Annotated in this window: 17 protein-coding genes and 1 tRNA gene; 7 read left to right on the top strand and 11 right to left on the bottom strand. The window is 69.6% G+C overall.

Annotated features, from left to right (window positions below; all coding sequences use genetic code 11):
- The first annotated feature begins 56 nt into the window (after window positions 1–56).
- From galT to galK, 3 genes are read left to right on the top strand one after another with little or no spacing between them, the layout of a single operon-like run.
- Window positions 57–1121 carry a galactose-1-phosphate uridylyltransferase gene (galT, locus tag OG975_RS19900; RefSeq protein ID WP_406330630.1) on the top strand — a complete coding sequence of 355 codons (1065 nt, stop codon included), beginning with the start codon at window positions 57–59 and terminating at the stop codon, window positions 1119–1121.
- Window positions 1118–2077: a UDP-glucose 4-epimerase GalE gene (gene galE / locus OG975_RS19895; protein WP_406330628.1), complete on the top strand. Its 960-nt coding sequence runs from the start codon at window positions 1118–1120 to the stop codon at window positions 2075–2077. Before galT ends, galE begins: the two co-directional genes overlap by 4 nt.
- Before the next feature lie 18 nt (window positions 2078–2095).
- Window positions 2096–3271: a galactokinase gene (gene galK / locus OG975_RS19890; protein WP_406330627.1), complete on the top strand. Its 1176-nt coding sequence runs from the start codon at window positions 2096–2098 to the stop codon at window positions 3269–3271.
- Between the two features lie 24 nt (window positions 3272–3295).
- Here the strand turns inward: galK and OG975_RS19885 are convergent, their stop codons facing one another.
- Complete coding sequence (locus tag OG975_RS19885) at window positions 3296–3751, bottom strand: GNAT family N-acetyltransferase (RefSeq protein ID WP_406336359.1); 456 nt, start codon at window positions 3749–3751, stop codon at window positions 3296–3298.
- Between the two features lie 257 nt (window positions 3752–4008).
- On the opposite strand from OG975_RS19885, the gene OG975_RS19880 reads away from it, so the two are divergent.
- The gene (locus OG975_RS19880; RefSeq protein ID WP_351859695.1) at window positions 4009–4776 is read left to right on the top strand and encodes a response regulator transcription factor; all 768 of its coding nucleotides are present in this window, start codon (window positions 4009–4011) and stop codon (window positions 4774–4776) included.
- Here the strand turns inward: OG975_RS19880 and tamR are convergent.
- Window positions 4735–5232, bottom strand: coding sequence for a MarR family transcriptional regulator TamR (gene tamR, locus OG975_RS19875; RefSeq protein ID WP_362519295.1), 498 nt, complete (start codon window positions 5230–5232; stop codon window positions 4735–4737). The two genes, OG975_RS19880 and tamR, sit on opposite strands and share 42 nt — an antisense overlap.
- Before the next feature lie 152 nt (window positions 5233–5384).
- Here tamR and OG975_RS19870 point away from each other — a divergent pair, with 152 nt between their 5' ends.
- Together OG975_RS19870 and OG975_RS19865 are read left to right on the top strand one after the other, a co-directional pair.
- Window positions 5385–6203 (top strand): trans-aconitate 2-methyltransferase, encoded by an 819-nt coding sequence (locus OG975_RS19870; RefSeq protein WP_406330626.1) that lies wholly within the window; start codon window positions 5385–5387, stop codon window positions 6201–6203.
- Window positions 6203–6562, top strand: a complete 360-nt coding sequence (locus OG975_RS19865; protein WP_406330625.1) for a glyoxalase — start codon at window positions 6203–6205, stop codon at window positions 6560–6562. Before OG975_RS19870 ends, OG975_RS19865 begins: the two co-directional genes overlap by 1 nt.
- Before the next feature lie 49 nt (window positions 6563–6611).
- Here the strand turns inward: OG975_RS19865 and OG975_RS19860 are convergent, their stop codons facing one another.
- Window positions 6612–7292 (bottom strand): TetR/AcrR family transcriptional regulator, encoded by a 681-nt coding sequence (locus tag OG975_RS19860; RefSeq protein WP_330305124.1) that lies wholly within the window; start codon window positions 7290–7292, stop codon window positions 6612–6614.
- The gene (locus tag OG975_RS19855; protein ID WP_406330624.1) at window positions 7289–8302 is read right to left on the bottom strand and encodes an acyl-CoA desaturase; all 1014 of its coding nucleotides are present in this window, start codon (window positions 8300–8302) and stop codon (window positions 7289–7291) included. Before OG975_RS19855 ends, OG975_RS19860 begins: the two co-directional genes overlap by 4 nt.
- 351 nt (window positions 8303–8653) lie before the next feature.
- Here OG975_RS19855 and ppc point away from each other — a divergent pair, with 351 nt between their 5' ends.
- Window positions 8654–11386 carry a phosphoenolpyruvate carboxylase gene (gene ppc, locus OG975_RS19850; RefSeq protein ID WP_406330623.1) on the top strand — a complete coding sequence of 911 codons (2733 nt, stop codon included), beginning with the start codon at window positions 8654–8656 and terminating at the stop codon, window positions 11384–11386.
- A gap of 75 nt (window positions 11387–11461) precedes the next feature.
- On the opposite strand, the gene OG975_RS19845 is transcribed toward ppc, so the two are convergent.
- From OG975_RS19845 to OG975_RS19815, 7 genes are all read right to left on the bottom strand, one after another.
- Window positions 11462–12148 carry an LPXTG cell wall anchor domain-containing protein gene (locus OG975_RS19845; protein WP_406330622.1) on the bottom strand — a complete coding sequence of 229 codons (687 nt, stop codon included), beginning with the start codon at window positions 12146–12148 and terminating at the stop codon, window positions 11462–11464.
- Between the two features lie 217 nt (window positions 12149–12365).
- Window positions 12366–12875, bottom strand: a complete 510-nt coding sequence (locus tag OG975_RS19840; RefSeq protein WP_330305120.1) for a hypothetical protein — start codon at window positions 12873–12875, stop codon at window positions 12366–12368.
- 123 nt (window positions 12876–12998) lie between these two features.
- Window positions 12999–13610, bottom strand: coding sequence for an aminoacyl-tRNA hydrolase (gene pth, locus OG975_RS19835; RefSeq protein ID WP_406330620.1), 612 nt, complete (start codon window positions 13608–13610; stop codon window positions 12999–13001).
- 139 nt (window positions 13611–13749) lie between these two features.
- On the bottom strand, window positions 13750–14337 hold the full coding sequence (locus OG975_RS19830; protein WP_406330619.1) for a 50S ribosomal protein L25/general stress protein Ctc: 588 nt from the start codon (window positions 14335–14337) through the stop codon (window positions 13750–13752).
- Between the two features lie 211 nt (window positions 14338–14548).
- Complete coding sequence (locus tag OG975_RS19825) at window positions 14549–15523, bottom strand: ribose-phosphate diphosphokinase (RefSeq protein WP_327429314.1); 975 nt, start codon at window positions 15521–15523, stop codon at window positions 14549–14551.
- Between the two features lie 135 nt (window positions 15524–15658).
- On the bottom strand, window positions 15659–17107 hold the full coding sequence (gene glmU / locus OG975_RS19820; protein WP_406330618.1) for a bifunctional UDP-N-acetylglucosamine diphosphorylase/glucosamine-1-phosphate N-acetyltransferase GlmU: 1449 nt from the start codon (window positions 17105–17107) through the stop codon (window positions 15659–15661).
- A gap of 115 nt (window positions 17108–17222) precedes the next feature.
- Window positions 17223–17297 (bottom strand) — tRNA-Gln (locus OG975_RS19815).
- Window positions 17298–17385 lie beyond the last annotated feature (88 nt).

The raw sequence follows: 17385 nt of genomic DNA, 5'->3' as shown, positions 1-17385 counted from the left end.
TTGTTGTGTTCGGTTCTGTTTGAAGGTTTGAATGGGTGCGGATGGGGAGTCCGACTGTGAAGAAGACCTCGACCCGGCTGGCCGACGGTCGTGAGCTCATCTACTACGACTCACGCGACGACGTCGTGCGCGACGCGGTGGACCGGCGCCCGCTCGACCCCACCGTCACCACTTCGGAGGTACGCCGGGACCCGCTGCTCGGCGACTCGGTCGCGATCGCCTCGCACCGCCAGGGCCGCACGTACCACCCGCCGGCGAACGAATGCCCCCTGTGCCCGTCCTCCGGTGACCGGCTCAGCGAGATCCCCGACTCCTCGTACGACGTCGTGGTCTTCGAGAACCGCTTCCCCTCGCTGGCCGGCGACTCCGGCCGCTGCGAGGTCGTCTGCTTCACCTCCGACCACGACTCGTCCTTCGCCGACCTCACGGAGGAGCAGGCGGGCCTCGTCCTGGACGCGTGGACGGACCGGACGGCCGAGCTGTCGCACCTCCCCTCCGTCGAGCAGGTGTTCTGCTTCGAGAACCGCGGCGCCGAGATCGGCGTCACCCTCGGCCACCCGCACGGGCAGATCTACGCCTACCCCTTCACCACTCCGCGTACGGCCCTGATGCTGCGCTCGATCGCCGTGCACAAGGAGGCCACCGGCGGCGGCAACCTCTTCGACGAGGTCGTCGCCCGCGAGGAGGCGGACGGCTCCCGGATCGTCCTGTCGACCGACCACTGGGTGGCCTTCGTGCCGTACGCCGCGCACTGGCCGTACGAGGTCCACCTCTACCCGCGGCGCCGCGTGCCGGATCTGCTCGGCCTGGACGAGGCAGCGCGCACAGAGTTCCCCAAGGTCTATCTGGAACTCTTGAGGCGCTTCGACCGGATCTTCGGTGAAGGGGAGCCCCCGACGCCGTACATCGCCGGATGGCACCAGGCGCCGTTCGGGCCGCTGGAGGACTTCGAAGGCGTCAACCGGGACGACTTCGCGCTCCACCTCGAGCTTTTCACCATTCGCCGCACTTCCGGCAAGCTGAAGTTCCTCGCGGGTTCCGAGTCCGGCATGAGCGTGTTCATCAACGACGTGCCGCCGGAGACCGCGGCCCAGCGACTGCGAGAGGTAGCGAGTTCATGAGTGGGAAGTACCTGGTCACCGGCGGCGCGGGATATGTCGGCAGCGTGGTCGCGCAGCATCTGATCGAGGCCGGTCACGAGGTCACGGTCCTCGACAACCTGTCGACCGGCTTCCGCGAGGGTGTGCCCGCCGGGGCGACCTTCGTGGAGGGCGACATCCGCGATGCCGCCAAATGGCTGGACTCCTCGTTCGACGCCGTGCTCCACTTCGCCGCGTTCTCGCAGGTCGGCGAGTCGGTCGTGAAACCCGAGAAGTACTGGGACAACAACGTCGGCGGCACCATGGCGCTGCTCGCCGCGATGCGCGAGGCGGGCGTCCGCAAGCTGGTCTTCTCCTCCACGGCCGCCACGTACGGCGAGCCGGAGACGACCCCGATCGTCGAGACCGCGCCGACCAAGCCCACCAACCCGTACGGCGCCTCCAAGCTCGCCGTCGACCACATGATCACCGGCGAGGCGGCGGCGCACGGACTGGGCGCGGTGTCCCTGCGGTACTTCAACGTGGCGGGCGCGTACGGGGAGTGCGGCGAGCGCCACGACCCCGAGTCGCACCTCATCCCGCTGGTCCTCCAGGTCGCGCAGGGCCGCCGTGACGCGATCTCGATCTACGGCGACGACTACCCGACGCCCGACGGCACCTGCATCCGCGACTACATCCACGTCGCGGACCTGGCCGAGGCCCACCTGCTGGCGGTCGAGGCCGCGTCCCTGGGCGAGCACCTGATCTGCAACCTCGGCAACGGCAACGGGTTCTCCGTCCGCGAGGTCATCGAGACGGTGCGCCAGGTGACCGGGCACCCGATCCCCGAGGTCGTCGCGCCGCGCCGCGGCGGCGACCCGGCGATCCTGGTGGCCTCGGCGGAGGCCGCCCGGGAGCGGCTCGGCTGGAACCCGTCCCGCGCGGATCTCGCGGGGATCGTCGCGGACGCGTGGGCGTTCGCGCAGAACAGGGACTAGGGACCGAGGAGCGAACAGGTGGGGCACGTGGGGCAGCAGGGCGTCGGGCAGGCCGGTATTCGTGAGGGCTTCGAGGAGCTGTACGGGGCCGCGCCCCAGGGGATCTGGGCCGCGCCCGGCCGGGTCAACCTGATCGGTGAGTACACCGACTTCAACGAGGGCTTCGTGATGCCGCTCGCGCTGCCGCACACGGCGCTCGCGGCGGTCTCGCGGCGCGCCGACGGGGTCCTGCGCCTGCACTCGGCGGACATCGAGGGACCGGTCGTCGAACTGCACGTGGACGAGCTGGTGCCGCTGACGAACACCAGCTGGGCCGCGTATCCGGCGGGTGTGGTGTGGGCGTTGCGCGAGGCGGGCCACGCCGTCACCGGCGCGGACATCCACCTGGCCTCGACGGTGCCGACCGGCGCGGGCCTGTCCTCCTCGGCCGCCCTGGAGGTCGTGACGGCGCTCGCCCTCAACGACCTGTACGAACTCGGCCTCACCCGCCCCGAGTTGGCCCGCCTGGCCCAGTGCGCCGAGAACGACTTCGTCGGCGTGCCCTGCGGGATCATGGACCAGACGGCGTCCGCGTGCTGCACCGAGGGGCACGCCCTGCACCTCGACTGCCGTGACCTGTCCATCCGCCAGGTCCCCTTCGACCTGGCCGCCCAGGGGCTCGAACTGCTGGTCGTCGACACCCGCGTGAAGCACGCGCTCGGCGACGGGGCGTACGCCGAGCGGCGCGAAGGGTGCGAGGAGGGCGCGCGGCAGCTCGGGGTGTCGCACCTGCGCGACGTTGCGTACGAGGGGCTCGACGCGGCCCTCGCGCGCCTGGCGGACGAGCGCGTGCGCCGTTACGTGCGCCATGTCGTCTCCGACGACCACCGTGTCGATCAGGTCATCGCGCTGCTGGACGCGGGTGACGTCCGGGCCATCGGGCCCGTCCTCACCGATGGCCACGTCTCCCTCCGGGACGATCTGCGGATCTCCTGCGACGAGCTGGACCTGGTCGTCTCCACGGCCAACGCTGCCGGTGCGCTCGGCGCGCGTATGACGGGGGGTGGCTTCGGTGGCTCGGCGATCGTCCTGGTCGAGTCCGGCGACGTGGACACCGTCACCAAGGCGGTGACGGAGGCCTTCGCGGCGGCGGGCTTCACGGCGCCGCGGGTGTTCCCGGCGGTGCCGTCGGCCGGGGCCCGCCGCCTGAGCTGAGGCCGGGGGCGAGGAAAGTCCTGGTCAGGGCAGGTGTTTTGTCAGGGTGTACTCCGTAACCCCCGGTGGATAGTCGGGAATCACGCACACCACCTCGTAGCCCTGTTTCTTGTAGAACTCCGGGGCCTGGAAATCCCAGGTTTCCAGGCGGGAGTTGAGGCAGCCGCGTTCCTGGTGGGACAAGTGTTCCGCGTGGGACAGGAGCCGGGAGCCGAGGCCCGCGCCGCGGTGGAGGTCGTCCACCCAGAGGTACGTCACGTGGAGCCAGGTCGCCCAGGTGTGTCCCACCAGGCCGCCGGCGAGGGCGCCTGCCTCGTCCAACGCCCAGATATGGAGCGGAAGTTCGCGTTCACCGGGGGTTCCCCGCAGGGCGCGGAGGATCGGAGACGCCGCCGTGTTGGTGTCCCGCAGTCGCTTGCGGAGCAGATCGCGGCGGTCCTTGTCGTCTCCTGTCTCAATACGAAACATACGGCTCACCATAAACGCGCTGGCCAATCAGTTCTGCAAATTACCTTCCGCTCCCCGCCCCCGGCCTTACCCTGATGAACAGCACCGGTGGGGGCCGGTGCTGATCAGGGGGCGAGACAGTCGGGTACGACGCCCGTAGTGGGGGTAGCAGTTCCAGCACGGCGGCGGCCGTGTGGCTGCGGCACCCTGCTTTCCGAGTCGTCAACGGCTCGGGATCACTTCGGGCGCCGTACCCGCACCGGCCGTCCCCCGACAGTGGGGGTTTCAGAGTGGTTCGCATCCGAGTACTGGTCGTCGACGACCACCGCATCTTCGCCGAGTCGCTCGCTGCCGCCCTCGCGGCCGAGCCCGACGTCGACGTGTCCGCAGCGGGCAGCGGTCCCGCCGCGCTGCGCTGCCTGGAGCGCGCGGCGGCGGAAGGCCGCAGATTCGATGTGCTGCTCGTCGACGCGGACCTGGGCGGCAATCTGCCCGGCATGCGTCCGGCGGTGCCCGTCCAGGAGAGCAACGAGGACGGGCTGGTGGACGGGATCTCCCTGGTCGCAGGGGTGCGGTCCGGGCAGCCGAGCGTACGGACCGTCGTGCTGGCCGAGAAGGACGATCCCCGGCGGGCGGCTCTGGCGCTGCAGGCCGGTGCCTCCGGCTGGGTCGCCAAGGACTGTTCGCTGTCGCGGCTGCTCACCGTCATACGGGGGGTGCTGCGGGACGAGACGCATCTACCGCCCGCCCTGCTCACCGGGGTGCTGCGCGAGCTCACCGCCGCGCGCAAGCACCGCACCGAGAGCGAGCGGCTCGTCGAGTCGCTCACGCCCCGGGAGCGTGAAGTGCTGCGGTGCATGGTCGCCGGGCTGGGGCGGAAGGCCGTCGCGGAGAGGCTTTTCCTCTCGCCGCACACCGTACGGACGCATATGCAGAACGTCCTCGGGAAGCTCGGTGTGCACTCGACCCTCGCCGCCGTGGCGCTCGCCCGGCGGGCCGGGGTCGGTCCCGTCGACCTAACCGGGGATGTTGTCGAACGGGGCGGTCAACTGGCGTAGCAGACCCGCCAGTTCACCTCGCTGGGCCCTGCTGAGCTCCGCCAGGATCGCGCGCTCCTGGTCGAGGAGACCGGCCAGCGCCTGGTCGGCGCGGTCGCGGCCCTCTTCCGTGAGGCGTACGAGCACGCCCCTGCGGTCGCTCGGGTCGGGGAGGCGCTCCACCAGGCCCTTCTTCGTCAGCCGGTCGATGCGGTTCGTCATCGTGCCCGAGGTGACCAGGGTCTGCGTCAGCAGCTGACCCGGCGAGAGCTGGTACGGGGATCCCGCGCGCCGCAGCGCGGTCAGGACGTCGAACTCCCAGGGTTCCAGGCTGTGCTCGGAGAACGCCAGACGGCGCGCACGGTCCAGATGCCGGGCCAGTCTGCTCACCCGGCTGAGCACCTCTAGTGGTTCCACGTCGAGGTCCGGGCGCTCCCGGCGCCATGCTGCGACCAGCCGATCGACCTCGTCCTCCATGACGATCAGTGTAGTGGTTGTGTCGACATGAAGTCTCTTGATATAGAGAGTCTTGACGTCGAGATAGTTTGCTGTGAGAGTGGCGGGAGTGGAGGCCCGAACGGGCCATCACTCCCACGACGCCGGTGACGTGACATTCGAGGAGGCCCCCCATGCCTGCCAGCACCAACCCCACCTGGGACCCCAGCCAGTACCTGCGTCACGCCGAGCACCGCGCCCGACCCTTCGCCGACCTCCTCGCCCGCGTCCCGCGACTGCCCCGCGACCCGGCCCGCATCGCCGACCTCGGCTGCGGCCCCGGCAACGTCACCACCCAGCTCGCCGAGCGCTGGCCCGCCGCGCACATCACCGGCTACGACAACTCCCCGGAGATGCTCGCCAGGACCGAGGAGCACGCGGGCCCCACGACCGGCGGCGGCCGCCTCGACTTCGCCCACGCCGACCTCACGAGATGGGCGCCGGCGGACACGTACGACCTGATCGTCTCGAACGCGGCGCTCCAGTGGGTGCCGGGGCACCTGGAGTCCTTCCCGGCCTGGCTCGACGCGCTCGCCCTCGGCGGCACCTTCGCCTTCCAGGTCCCCGACAACATCGACGCGCCCCTGCACGCCCTGATGCGCGAACTCGCCGCCACCGCCCGCTGGAAGGACCTCCTCGACGGCGTCCTGCGCCACGAGGACTCGGTCCACCACCCGCTCGTCTACCTGGACCGGCTGACCCGGCTCGGCTGCGACGTGGACGTCTGGGAGACGACGTACATGCAGCTGCTGGCCGGCGAGGACCCGGTCCTGGACTGGGCGAAGGGCACGGGGCTGCGGCCCGTCCTCACCGCACTCGCCGACCGGCCGGCGGACCGCGACGCCTTCGTCGCCGAGTACCGGGAACTGCTCCGCGACGCCTACCCGGCGCAGCCGTACGGCACGGTACTGCCGTTCCAGCGCCTGTTCGCCGTAGCCAGAAAGGCCGCCTGATGCTCGCCGCCGTCGACCATGTGCAGCTCGCCGCCCCGCCCGGCTCCGAGGACCGGCTGCGTACGTACTACGTCGATGTCCTCGGCATGACCGAGATACCCAAGCCGCCCGTCCTCGCCGCCCGCGGAGGCTGCTGGTTCCGGGCAGGCGCCGTGCAGCTGCACCTGGGGATCGAGACCGACTTCTGCCCCGCCAAGAAGGCCCACCCCGGGCTGCGCGTCACCGCCATCGAGGCGTACGCCGCCCGGCTCGAAGCCCTGGACGCCCCCGTCACCTGGGACGACAACCTGCCCGGCCACCGGCGGTTCTACTCCGAGGATCCTGTGGGCAACCGGCTGGAGTTCCTGGAGCCGCTGTAAGGAAGCCCGAGGCGCAGGGCTGATCCGACCTCGACAGCAGGACCGTCGCTCAGTTCTTCCGGTGACCTATCAGCCGCGGCTTCGGCTCCATGCCGTCCAGGCCGTGCCACGCCAGGTTCACCAGATGGGCGGCGACCTCCGCCTTGCGGGGCTTGCGGACGTCCAGCCACCACTGGCCGGTCAGGGCGACCATGCCGACCAGGGCCTGGGCGTAGAGCGGGGCGAGCTTCGGGTCGAAGCCGCGGCTCTTGAACTCGCGGCCCAGGATGTCCTCCACCTGCGTCGCGATGTCCGAGATCAGCGACGCGAAGGAACCCGTCGACTGGGGGATCGGGGAGTCGCGGACGAGGATGCGGAAACCGTCCGTGTACTCCTCGATGTAGTCCAGGAGGGCGAACGCGGCCTGTTCGAGGAGTTCGCGGGGGTGGCCCGCCGTCAGGGAACCCGTCACGCCGTCCAGCAGGCGGCGCATCTCGCGGTCCACCACCACCGCGTACAGGCCCTCCTTGCCGCCGAAGTGCTCGTACACCACCGGCTTCGAGACGCCTGCCTTCGCCGCGATCTCCTCCACCGACGTGCCCTCGAACCCCTTGGCCGCGAACAGGGTGCGGCCGATCTCCAGCAGCTGCTGACGGCGCTCGGCACCGGTCATGCGGGTGCGGCGAGCACGCCGCGGCTTTTCATTGCTGCTCGGGGTGCTGCTGGAGTCGGTCGCCACGCCTTCAATCATGCCGCGTCGGCGGTTTCCGTCTTGCCTCGGGAGCCGCTCCCGTCGGTGTTCCGGCGGGAATCGATACGCGAGCGTGATGGCCAGCGCACGTCAGAGGCCCAGCCGAGCTGCTCGCACCAGCGGATGATCCGCGCCGAGGAGTCCACCTGGCCACGCATCACACCGTGCCGCGCGGACGTCGGGTCGGCATGGTGCAGGTTGTGCCAGGACTCGCCGCAGGACAGCACGGCCAGCCACCACACGTTGCCCGAACGGTCACGCGACTTGAAGGGGCGCTTGCCCACCGCGTGGCAGATCGAGTTGATCGACCAGGTCACGTGGTGCAACAGCGCCACTCGAACGAGTGAGCCCCAGAAGAAACCCGTGAACGCGCCCCACCACGACATCGTCGCCAGACCGCCGATCAGCGGCGGAAGGGCCAGCGAGAGCATGGTCCAGTAGATGAAATGGCGTGAGATCGCACGGATCGCCGGGTCCTTGATCAGATCCGGCGCGTACTTCTCCTGCGGCGTCCGCTCCTCATCGAACATCCAGGCGATGTGGGCCCACCACAGGCCCTTCATCAGCGCCGGAACCGTCTCGCCATAACGCCACGGCGAATGCGGGTCACCCTCGGCGTCGGAGAACTTGTGGTGCTTGCGGTGATCGGCGACCCAGCGCACCAGCGGCCCCTCGACGGCCATCGAACCGGCGATCGCCAGCGCGATCCGCAGGGGGCGCTTCGCCTTGAACGAACCGTGCGTGAAGTAGCGGTGATAGCCGATCGTGACGCCGTGGCAGCCGAGGTAGTAGAAGAAGACCATCAGGCCGAGATCCAGCCAGCTCACCCCCCAGCCCCAGGCCAGCGGCACCGCCGCGAGCAGCGCCAGGAACGGGGCGGTGATGAAGAGGAGAAGCGTGATCTGTTCGAGTGACCCCTTCTTCTCGCCGCCCAGTGTGGCGGACGGGAGCGGAGTGCCGTCGTCCTGCGCCCGCGGGGCGTCGTCGATCACATCGGAGCTCGTGGTCATGGGCGTCCCCTGTGGGGTTCGAGGGTGCGGAGAGTGGCCGGGTGCGGGATTCCACGGTCCTCCCGGCGTCTGACGGGAAGACCTACGGGTCCGTAACCTACGGCGTCGTAAGTATGGCAGCGCGTAGCCCGGCGGCAAGAGCCCGTGAGCCTGCGCGTCCGCATGGACACCTATCCTTGGAGTCGGTCGGACAGCGCGGTCCGTTCTGAATTCTTCCCGGATGCCACGTCCCCTAAGCGGCACCCGCCGTTCGGTCGCCACCCGGGTTCCCTCCCAGACGAGCCTTCAGACGAGATTCCAGACTCTTCAGAACTCTTCAGACGAGCTTCCACACTGCAAGGAGCCGCACCTGTGAGCAGTGCCGACGACCAGACCACGACGACCAGCAGCGAGCTGCGCGCCGACATCCGCCGCCTGGGCGATCTGCTCGGTGAGACCCTCGTCCGGCAGGAGGGCCCCGAGCTCCTGGAACTGGTCGAGAAGGTCCGCCGCCTGACCCGTGAGGACGGCGAGGCCGCCGCCGAGCTGCTGCGCGGCACCGAACTGGAGACCGCGGCCAAGCTGGTCCGCGCCTTCTCGACCTACTTCCACCTGGCGAACGTCACCGAACAGGTGCACCGCGGCCGCGAGCTGCGCGCCAAGCGCGCCGCCGAGGGCGGACTCCTCGCCCGTACGGCCGACCGGCTCAAGGACGCCGACCCCGAACACCTGCGCGAGACGGTCAAGAACCTCAACGTCCGCCCGGTCTTCACCGCGCACCCGACCGAGGCCGCGCGCCGCTCCGTCCTCAACAAGCTCCGCCGGATCGCCGCGCTCCTGGAGACCCCGGTCATCGAGGCCGACCGCCGCCGCTACGACACCCGCCTCGCCGAGAACATCGACCTCGTCTGGCAGACCGACGAACTGCGCGTCGTCCGCCCCGAGCCCACCGACGAGGCCCGCAACGCCATCTACTACCTCGACGAGCTGCACGCCGGCGCCGTCGGCGACGTACTGGAGGACCTGACCGCCGAACTGGAGCGCGTCGGCGTCGTCCTCCCGGCCGAGGCCCGCCCGCTCACCTTCGGCACCTGGATCGGCGGCGACCGCGACGGCAACCCCAACGTCACCCCCGCCGTCACCTGGGACGTCCTGATCCTCCAGCACGAGCACGGCATCAACGACGCCCTGGAACTCATCGACGAGCTGCGCGGCTTCCTGTCGAACTCCATCCGCTACACCGGCGCCACCGAGGAACTCCTGGAATCCCTCCAGACCGACCTGGAGCTCCTCCCCGAGATCAGCCCCCGCTACAAGCGCCTCAACGCCGAGGAGCCCTACCGCCTCAAGGCCACCTGCGTCCGGCAGAAGCTGGAGAACACCAAGCAGCGCCTGGCCAAGGGCACCCCGCACGAGGCCGGCCGGGACTACCTGGGCACCGGCGAGCTGCTCCACGACATGACGCTGATCCAGACGTCACTGCGCGAGCACCGCGGCGCCCTGTTCGCCGACGGCCGCATGAACCGTACGATCCGTACGCTCGCCGCCTTCGGCCTCCAGCTCGCCACCATGGACGTACGCGAACACGCCGACGCCCACCACCACGCGCTCGGCCAGCTCTTCGACCGCCTCGGCGAGGAGTCGTGGCGCTACGCGGACATGCCGCGCGAGTACCGCGCCAAGCTGCTCGCCAAGGAACTGCGCTCGCGGCGCCCGCTGGGACCGACCCCGGCGCCGGTCGACGCGGCCGGCGAGAAGACCATCGGCGTCTTCCAGACGGTCAAGAAGGCGCTGGAGATCTTCGGACCCGAGGTCATCGAGTCGTACATCATCTCGATGTGCCAGGGCGCCGACGACGTGTTCGCCGCCGCCGTCCTCGCCCGCGAGGCCGGGCTCCTCGACCTGCACGGCGGCTGGGCGAAGATCGGCATCGTGCCGCTGCTGGAGACCACCGACGAGCTCAAGGCCGCCGACACGATCCTTGAGGACATGCTCTCGGACCCGTCGTACCGCCGTCTCGTGGCGCTGCGCGGGGACGTCCAGGAGGTCATGCTCGGGTACTCGGACTCGTCGAAGTTCGGTGGCATCACGACGTCCCAGTGGGAGATCCACCGCGCCCAGCGGCGCCTGCGCGACGTCGCCCACCGCTACGGCGTACGGCTGCGGCTCTTCCACGGCCGCGGCGGCACCGTCGGCCGCGGCGGCGGCCCCTCCCACGACGCGATCCTCGCGCAGCCCTGGGGCACGCTGGAGGGCGAGATCAAGGTGACCGAGCAGGGCGAGGTCATCTCCGACAAGTACCTCGTGCCCTCGCTGGCCCGCGAGAACCTGGAACTGACGGTCGCCGCCACCCTCCAGGCGTCCGCCCTGCACACCGCCCCCCGGCAGTCCGACGAGGCCCTGGCCCGCTGGGACGCGGCCATGGACGTCGTGTCCGACGCCGCCCACTCCGCCTACCGCAGGCTGGTGGAGGACCCGGACCTGCCCTCGTACTTCTTCGCCGCCACCCCCGTCGACCAGCTGGCCGACCTGCACCTCGGCTCGCGGCCCTCCCGCCGGCCGGACTCGGGCGCGGGTCTCGACGGACTCCGGGCCATCCCGTGGGTCTTCGGCTGGACCCAGTCACGGCAGATCGTGCCGGGCTGGTTCGGCGTCGGCTCCGGCCTCAAGGCGCTGCGCGAAGCGGGCCTGGACACCGTGCTCGACGAGATGCACGAGCAGTGGCACTTCTTCCAGAACTTCATCTCCAACGTCGAGATGACCCTCGCGAAGACCGACCTGCGGATCGCCACGCACTACGTCGACACCCTGGTGCCGGACGAGCTCAAGCACGTCTTCGACACCATCCGCGCCGAGCACGAGCTGACCGTCCGCGAGGTACTGCGCGTGACGGGCGGCGAAAAGCTGCTGGACACCCACCCCGTCCTCCAGCAGACCTTCTCCATCCGCGACGCCTACCTGGACCCGATCTCCTACCTCCAGGTCGCCCTCCTCAAGCGCCAGCGCGACGAGGCTGCCGCCGGCGCCGAGCCCGACCCGCTGCTCTCGCGGGCCCTGCTCCTGACGGTCAACGGCGTGGCGGCGGGCCTGCGCAACACCGGCTGAGCACCCCCTCCGCAAACGGGCGGTGCCCCCATGCTCGTACGAAGCATGGGGGCACCGCCCGTTTCACGGCTGTGGCTAGTTCTGGCCGGCCTTGCGGCGGCGGAACACCAGGTAGCCGCCCGCACCGACCAGCGCGGCAGCGGCAGCCGAGAGGAGACCGACCGGGGCGCTGCTGCCAGTCTCCGCGAGGTCGCCGCCGCCCTGGGCGGACGGGGACGAGGAGACGGAGGGCGCCGTCTCACCGGAGGACGCCGACGGGGTCGGGGAAGCGCTCTCGCCGACCGTGCTCGACGGCGAGGCCGACGCGGACGGCGTGGCCGACGTCGACGGCGTGCTGCCGCCGCCACCCGAGTCCTCGCAGTCCGTCCAGAACACCTTGTGCTTGGCGGCACCCTTCTCGCCGTCGAAGTTCCAGAACAGCTTGTAGTGGCCGTCGGGCAGCGACAGGTCGTTCGTACGGCCGTGGCCCTCGGCGTCGAGGGTGATCTCGCCGGACTTCACGGTCTCGCCCTTGGAGTCGGCGGTCGGAGCCCAGGCCTCGATGTGCCAGTCGACCTCCTGGACGCCGTCGAAGCCGAACGCGTCGAGATAGAACGTGCAGACGTGCGGCTCGTTCTTGCGGAGCTCGTCGCCGGTGGTGGCGTCGTGGATCTTGACGGTGCCGTTGTCGCCGGGAACGGTGGCGTGGGCGGCGGTGGGCGCGATCAGCAGCGCTGCGGAGATGCCGGCGACAAGCGCGCCGGCGCGAGTGAGGGTACGCATGGGCAGTCCATCTTCGAGCGGGGAAACGGAAGATGTGGAGGGGGCGGCTCAGCATCCATTTCCGATGGGGACGGGTCAAGCGGCAGAACGTCCCCCGTGCACCATGCGTTGCGGATCGCCCCTGTAATCGCGCATAACAATCAGAGAACGCACAGGTTTCCCATGAGCATGTGGATGCCGGACATGCGGACGCAGTGACATGCGGACGTACCCCAGGTCACAGCGCCAGGAACGTCACCGTCAGCAGCGCCAGCCCCGCCCCGCCCAGCACCCAGGCCACCCGGGTCATCCGCAGACCCCCCGCGACCACCACCGAGGCGAGCAGCAGGGCGCCCGCGAGAGGGACCCAGGCGAAGAGGATCCCGGCCGGGCCGGAGCGGACGACGTCATCGCTGCCGGGCTTCACGGTGACCGTGTAGACCTGGCCCTTCTTCACCGCCACCGACTGCTCGATACGCACCCGCGCCCGCGCCTTCGAACCCGAGGACGCCGGGGTGTACGGACCCGTACAGACCCCCTTCGAGCACGCCTTCACCGCCATCGTGCCCTGCTCGCGGCCCTTGCTCAGCATCACGTGCTGGGCGGTGCCCCAGGAGGCCCAGACGCCCGCGATCAGAATCAGCCCGGCGACCGCGCCCATCGCCGCGAGCCGCCCGAACCGCAGCGCCGCGTACGCGCCCTGACGGGAGCCTTGACTTGAGGTGACGGCAGGCATGGCGGGGATCATTGGCCATGGCCGTGCACCCGGTCAACTCCGGTGGGGGACAAGTCGGCAGTTGTGCGCGTACTTCGACCGGCCGCGAGTGGTATCGGCCGGCTGCTTCGGCCGGCTACGACTTGTATCGACCGGCTACGAGTTGTACGTGCCCTGCGCCCGCTCCAAGCCGTCGATCACGAGACCCTCCACGGCGTCCGTCGCGCGGTCCACGAAGTAGTCGAGCTCCTTGCGCTCCGCCGACGCGAAGTCCTTCAGAACGAAATCCGCGACCTGCATACGGCCCGGAGGGCGCCCGATGCCGAACCGCACCCGGTGATAGTCCGGGCCCATCGCCTTCGTCATGGACTTCAGGCCGTTGTGGCCGTTGTCGCCGCCGCCCAGCTTCAGGCGCAGCACGCCGTAGTCGATGTCCAGCTCGTCATGGACGGCGACGATGTTCGCCACCGGCACCTTGTAGAACTCCCGCAGCGCGTTCACCGGACCGCCGGACAGGTTCATGAACGACATCGGCTTGGCCAGGATCACCCGACGGTTCGCCGGACCGGGCGGGCCGATACGGCCCTCGATCACCTGCGCCTGCGCCTTGCCGGCCCGCTTGAACTTGCCGCCGATCCGCTCCGCCAGCAGGTCGGCCACCATGAAGCCCACGTTGTGCCGGTTCATGGCGTACTCGGGGCCGGGGTTGCCGAGGCCCACGATCAGCCAGGGGGCATTGGCATCGGTCGTCACGTCCGTGTCTCCCATGTGTCCTTGATACGCGCCGTGTCCTTGAAACGGGCCATGTCCTCGCCCGGGCGCCTGAAACGGGCCGTGTCCTTGATACGCGGCAGCCGCCGCTCCCGGTCGGAGCGGCGGCTGACACGGATGAAGATTCCCGGGGGAATCAGGCCTCGGCGCCGGCCTCGGCCTCGCCCTCGGCGGGGGCTTCCTCCGCCTGGGCGGCCAGGACCTGGAGGACGACCGCGTCCTCGTCGATCGCCAGCGTGGTGCCCGCGGGGAGCGGGACGTCCTTGGCGAGGATGGACGCGCCGGCCTCAAGACCCGCGATGGAGACGGTGACCGACTCCGGGATGTGGGTGGCCTCGGCCTCGACCGTCAGCGTGTTCAGCACGTGCTCGACCAGGAAGGAGCCCGGCGCCAGCTCGCCCTCGGTCTGGACGAAGATCTCGACGGTGACCTTCTCGCCGCGCTTCACGAGGAGCAGGTCGACGTGCTCGAGGTAGCCCTTGATGGCGTCGCGCTGGACGGCCTTCGGGATCGCGAGCTCGGTCTTGCCCTCGATGTCCAGGGTGAGCAGGACGTTCGGGGTACGCAGGGCGAGCTGCAGCTCGTGGCCCGGCAGCGCGATGTGGACCGGCTCGGTGCCGTGGCCGTAGACAACCGCGGGAACCTTGCTCTCGCGGCGGATGCGGCGGGCGGCGCCCTTGCCGAACTCGGTGCGGGTCTCGGCGGCGAGCTTGACCTCGGACATGTTCACTCCTCGTAGATCAGTTGGGGAAGGTGGTCACCCGGCCAAAAACAATCGGCCTGCTACGAAGAGCGCGTCGATAACGGACCGCCGTACCCGCCTCGTAAAGCGGTACGGCCTCCCTCGCCGAGCAACTGTGACAGCTTACTCGGCGGGGAGGCCGTACCAGAAATCGATCTACGGGATCGACCGGTGGAGCGGGAGGAGCGGAGGCTTACTGCTCCTCGAAGAGGCTCGTCACCGAACCGTCCTCGAAGACCTCACGCACCGCGTTCGCGATCGTCGGCGCGATGGACAGCACCGTGATCTTGTCGAGCTCCAGCTCGCCCGGCGTCGGCAGGGTGTCCGTGAAGATGAACTCGCTGACCTTGGAGTTCTTCAGACGGTCGGCGGCCGGGCCGGAGAGGACACCGTGCGTGGCCGTGACGATGACGTCCTCCGCGCCGTGCGCGAACAGGGCGTCGGCGGCCGCGCAGATCGTGCCACCGGTGTCGATCATGTCGTCGACGAGGACGCAGACGCGGCCCTTCACGTCACCGACGACCTCGTGGACGGTGACCTGGTTGGCGACGTCCTTGTCGCGGCGCTTGTGCACGATCGCGAGGGGCGCGTCGAGACGGTCGCACCAGCGGTCGGCGACGCGCACACGGCCGGCGTCCGGGGAGACGACCGTGAGCTTCGCCCTGTCGACCTTCGCGCCCACGTAGTCCGCGAGGATCGGCAGCGCGAAGAGGTGGTCGACCGGACCGTCGAAGAAGCCCTGGATCTGGTCGGTGTGCAGGTCGACGGTGAGGATGCGGTCCGCGCCCGCCGTCTTCATCAGGTCGGCGATCAGACGCGCCGAGATCGGTTCACGCCCACGGTGCTTCTTGTCCTGACGGGCGTAACCGTAGAAGGGCACGATCACGGTGATGGAGCGGGCCGACGCGCGCTTCAGCGCGTCGATCATGATCAGCTGCTCCATGATCCACTTGTTGATGGGAGCTGTGTGGCTCTGCATCAGAAAACAGTCGGCGCCGCGGGCGGACTCCTGGTAGCGGATGTAGATCTCGCCGTTCGCGAAGTCGAAGGCCTTCGTCGGGACAACCCCGACACCCAGCTTGTGGGCGACCTCCTGGGCAAGCTCGGGGTGGGCGCGGCCGGAGAAGAACATCATCTTCTTCTCGCCGGTCGTCTTGAACCCGGTCACAGCACTGTCTCCTCAGAGGTGTCTCAGCCGGTGCATGAAGAGGCCTTCTCAACTGGAGTGCGAGAGGCCTTCTCAGCTGGGGGGTGCGGGTGTGCACTTATCACGGTACGCCGTGTCAGACGCACCTGTTTCCGGTCAGGCTTCGCCTTCCGGCTCCCGGGAAGCCTCCTCCGCCGCCTTCGCGGCCGCGCTCCCCGGACGCTTACGGGCCACCCAACCCTCGATATTCCGCTGCTGGCCACGGGCCACGGCCAGCGAACCGGGCGGCACATCCTTGGTGATGACCGAGCCCGCCGCGGTGTACGCGCCGTCCCCGATCGTGACAGGAGCCACAATCATGTTGTCCGCACCGGTACGGCAGTGCGAGCCGACCGTCGTGTGGTGTTTGTCCTGTCCGTCATAGTTCACGAAGACGCTGGCGGCACCGATGTTGGTGTACTCGCCGATCGTCGCGTCGCCCACATAGGACAGATGCGGGATCTTCGTGCCCTCGCCGACCCGCGCGTTCTTCGTCTCGACGAACGCACCGATCTTGGCCTTCACGCCGAGGCGGGTGCGCGGCCGCAGATACGCGTACGGCCCCACGTTCGCCCGCGGCCCGACCTCGGCGCCGTCGGCGACCGAGTTGTCGATACGGGCCCCCGCGCCCACCCTGGTGTCCTTCAGACGGGAGTTGGGGCCGACCTCGGCGCCCTCACCCAGGTGCGTCCTGCCCTGGAGCTGGGTCCCCGGGTGCACGATCGCGTCCTGCTCGAAGGTGACGGTGACGTCGACCCAGGTGGTGGCCGGATCGATGACCGACACCCCGGCGAGCATCGCCCGCTCCAGCAGCCGGTCGTTGAGAATGCGGCGGGCCTCGGCGAGCTGCACCCGGTTGTTGATGCCGGCGATCTCACGGTGGTCGGCGGCCACGGCCGCGCCGACGCGGTGCCCGGCCTCGCGCAGAATCCCGAGGACGTCGGTCAGATACTCCTCGCCCTGGCTGTTGTCCGTCCGCACCTTCCCGAGGGCGTCCGAGAGGAGCTGCCCGTCGAAGGCGAACACCCCGGAGTTGATCTCCCGGATCGCGCGCTGCGACTCGCCGGCGTCCTTGTGCTCCACGATCGCGGTGACCGCGCCGCTGGCACCGTCCCGCACGATGCGGCCGTAGCCGGTGGCGTCGGGGACCTCGGCGGTCAGCACGGTGACGGCGTTGCCGTCGGTCGTGTGGGTGGCCGCGAGCCTCCGCAAGGTCTCGCCGCTGAGCAGCGGGGTGTCGCCGCAGACCACGACGACGGTGCCGTCCACGGTGCCGCCCAGCTCCTCCAGGGCCATGCGTACGGCGTGACCGGTGCCGTTCTGCTCGGCCTGCACGGCCGTCCGTACGCCCGAGTCGGTCTCCGTGAGATGCGCGACGACCTTCTCGCGGGCGTGGCCCACCACGACGACCAGGTTCTCGGGGTCCAACGCGCGCGCGGCGGCGAGTACATGGCCGACGAGGGAGCGGCCACAGATGTCGTGCAGGACCTTGGGTGTGGCCGACTTCATACGGGTGCCCTCACCCGCTGCGAGAACGACGACGGCTGCCGGGCGATTGGCGCTCACGGGTATGCCCTTCGGCTTCGGATGGCTGGGGTGTGGACATCCGCAGGATACCGGGGCGCATCAGGGGTGACATGAGAGCGGGCCCTGACAGAGCTGTCAGGGCCCGAATTGAGCGTGGCTCCCCCGCCAGGACTTGAACCCGGACAGATGGCACCAAAAGCCACAGTGCTGCCAATTACACCACGGGGGATGAAGCTCGACTAAACCGGATATTTGGTCAGGCCGCCGAGTCGGCACCCAACACTATGCCGTACCAGGCGCCTTCAATGCGACGGTAC

It is taken from the genome of Streptomyces sp. NBC_00203, from assembly GCF_045206325.1.
In the GTDB taxonomy this organism is placed as follows: Bacteria; Actinomycetota; Actinomycetes; order Streptomycetales; family Streptomycetaceae; genus Streptomyces; species Streptomyces lutosisoli.
This window is presented reverse-complemented; position numbering and strand designations above follow the sequence as displayed.

What these genes read in the sequence shown, in the direction of transcription:
- OG975_RS19840 (WP_330305120.1), bottom strand. Translation starts at nt 12,875, where the DNA reads ATGATCCCCGCCATGCCTGCCGTCACCTCAAGTCAAGGCTCCCGTCAG.
- OG975_RS19855 (WP_406330624.1), bottom strand. Translation starts at nt 8,302, where the DNA reads ATGACCACGAGCTCCGATGTGATCGACGACGCCCCGCGGGCGCAGGAC.
- tamR (WP_362519295.1), bottom strand. Translation starts at nt 5,232, where the DNA reads ATGGAGGACGAGGTCGATCGGCTGGTCGCAGCATGGCGCCGGGAGCGC.
- galE (WP_406330628.1), top strand. Translation starts at nt 1,118, where the DNA reads ATGAGTGGGAAGTACCTGGTCACCGGCGGCGCGGGATATGTCGGCAGC.
- OG975_RS19865 (WP_406330625.1), top strand. Translation starts at nt 6,203, where the DNA reads ATGCTCGCCGCCGTCGACCATGTGCAGCTCGCCGCCCCGCCCGGCTCC.
- OG975_RS19830 (WP_406330619.1), bottom strand. Translation starts at nt 14,337, where the DNA reads ATGTCCGAGGTCAAGCTCGCCGCCGAGACCCGCACCGAGTTCGGCAAG.
- OG975_RS19845 (WP_406330622.1), bottom strand. Translation starts at nt 12,148, where the DNA reads ATGCGTACCCTCACTCGCGCCGGCGCGCTTGTCGCCGGCATCTCCGCA.
- OG975_RS19885 (WP_406336359.1), bottom strand. Translation starts at nt 3,751, where the DNA reads ATGGTGAGCCGTATGTTTCGTATTGAGACAGGAGACGACAAGGACCGC.
- OG975_RS19860 (WP_330305124.1), bottom strand. Translation starts at nt 7,292, where the DNA reads ATGATTGAAGGCGTGGCGACCGACTCCAGCAGCACCCCGAGCAGCAAT.
- OG975_RS19870 (WP_406330626.1), top strand. Translation starts at nt 5,385, where the DNA reads ATGCCTGCCAGCACCAACCCCACCTGGGACCCCAGCCAGTACCTGCGT.
- pth (WP_406330620.1), bottom strand. Translation starts at nt 13,610, where the DNA reads ATGGGAGACACGGACGTGACGACCGATGCCAATGCCCCCTGGCTGATC.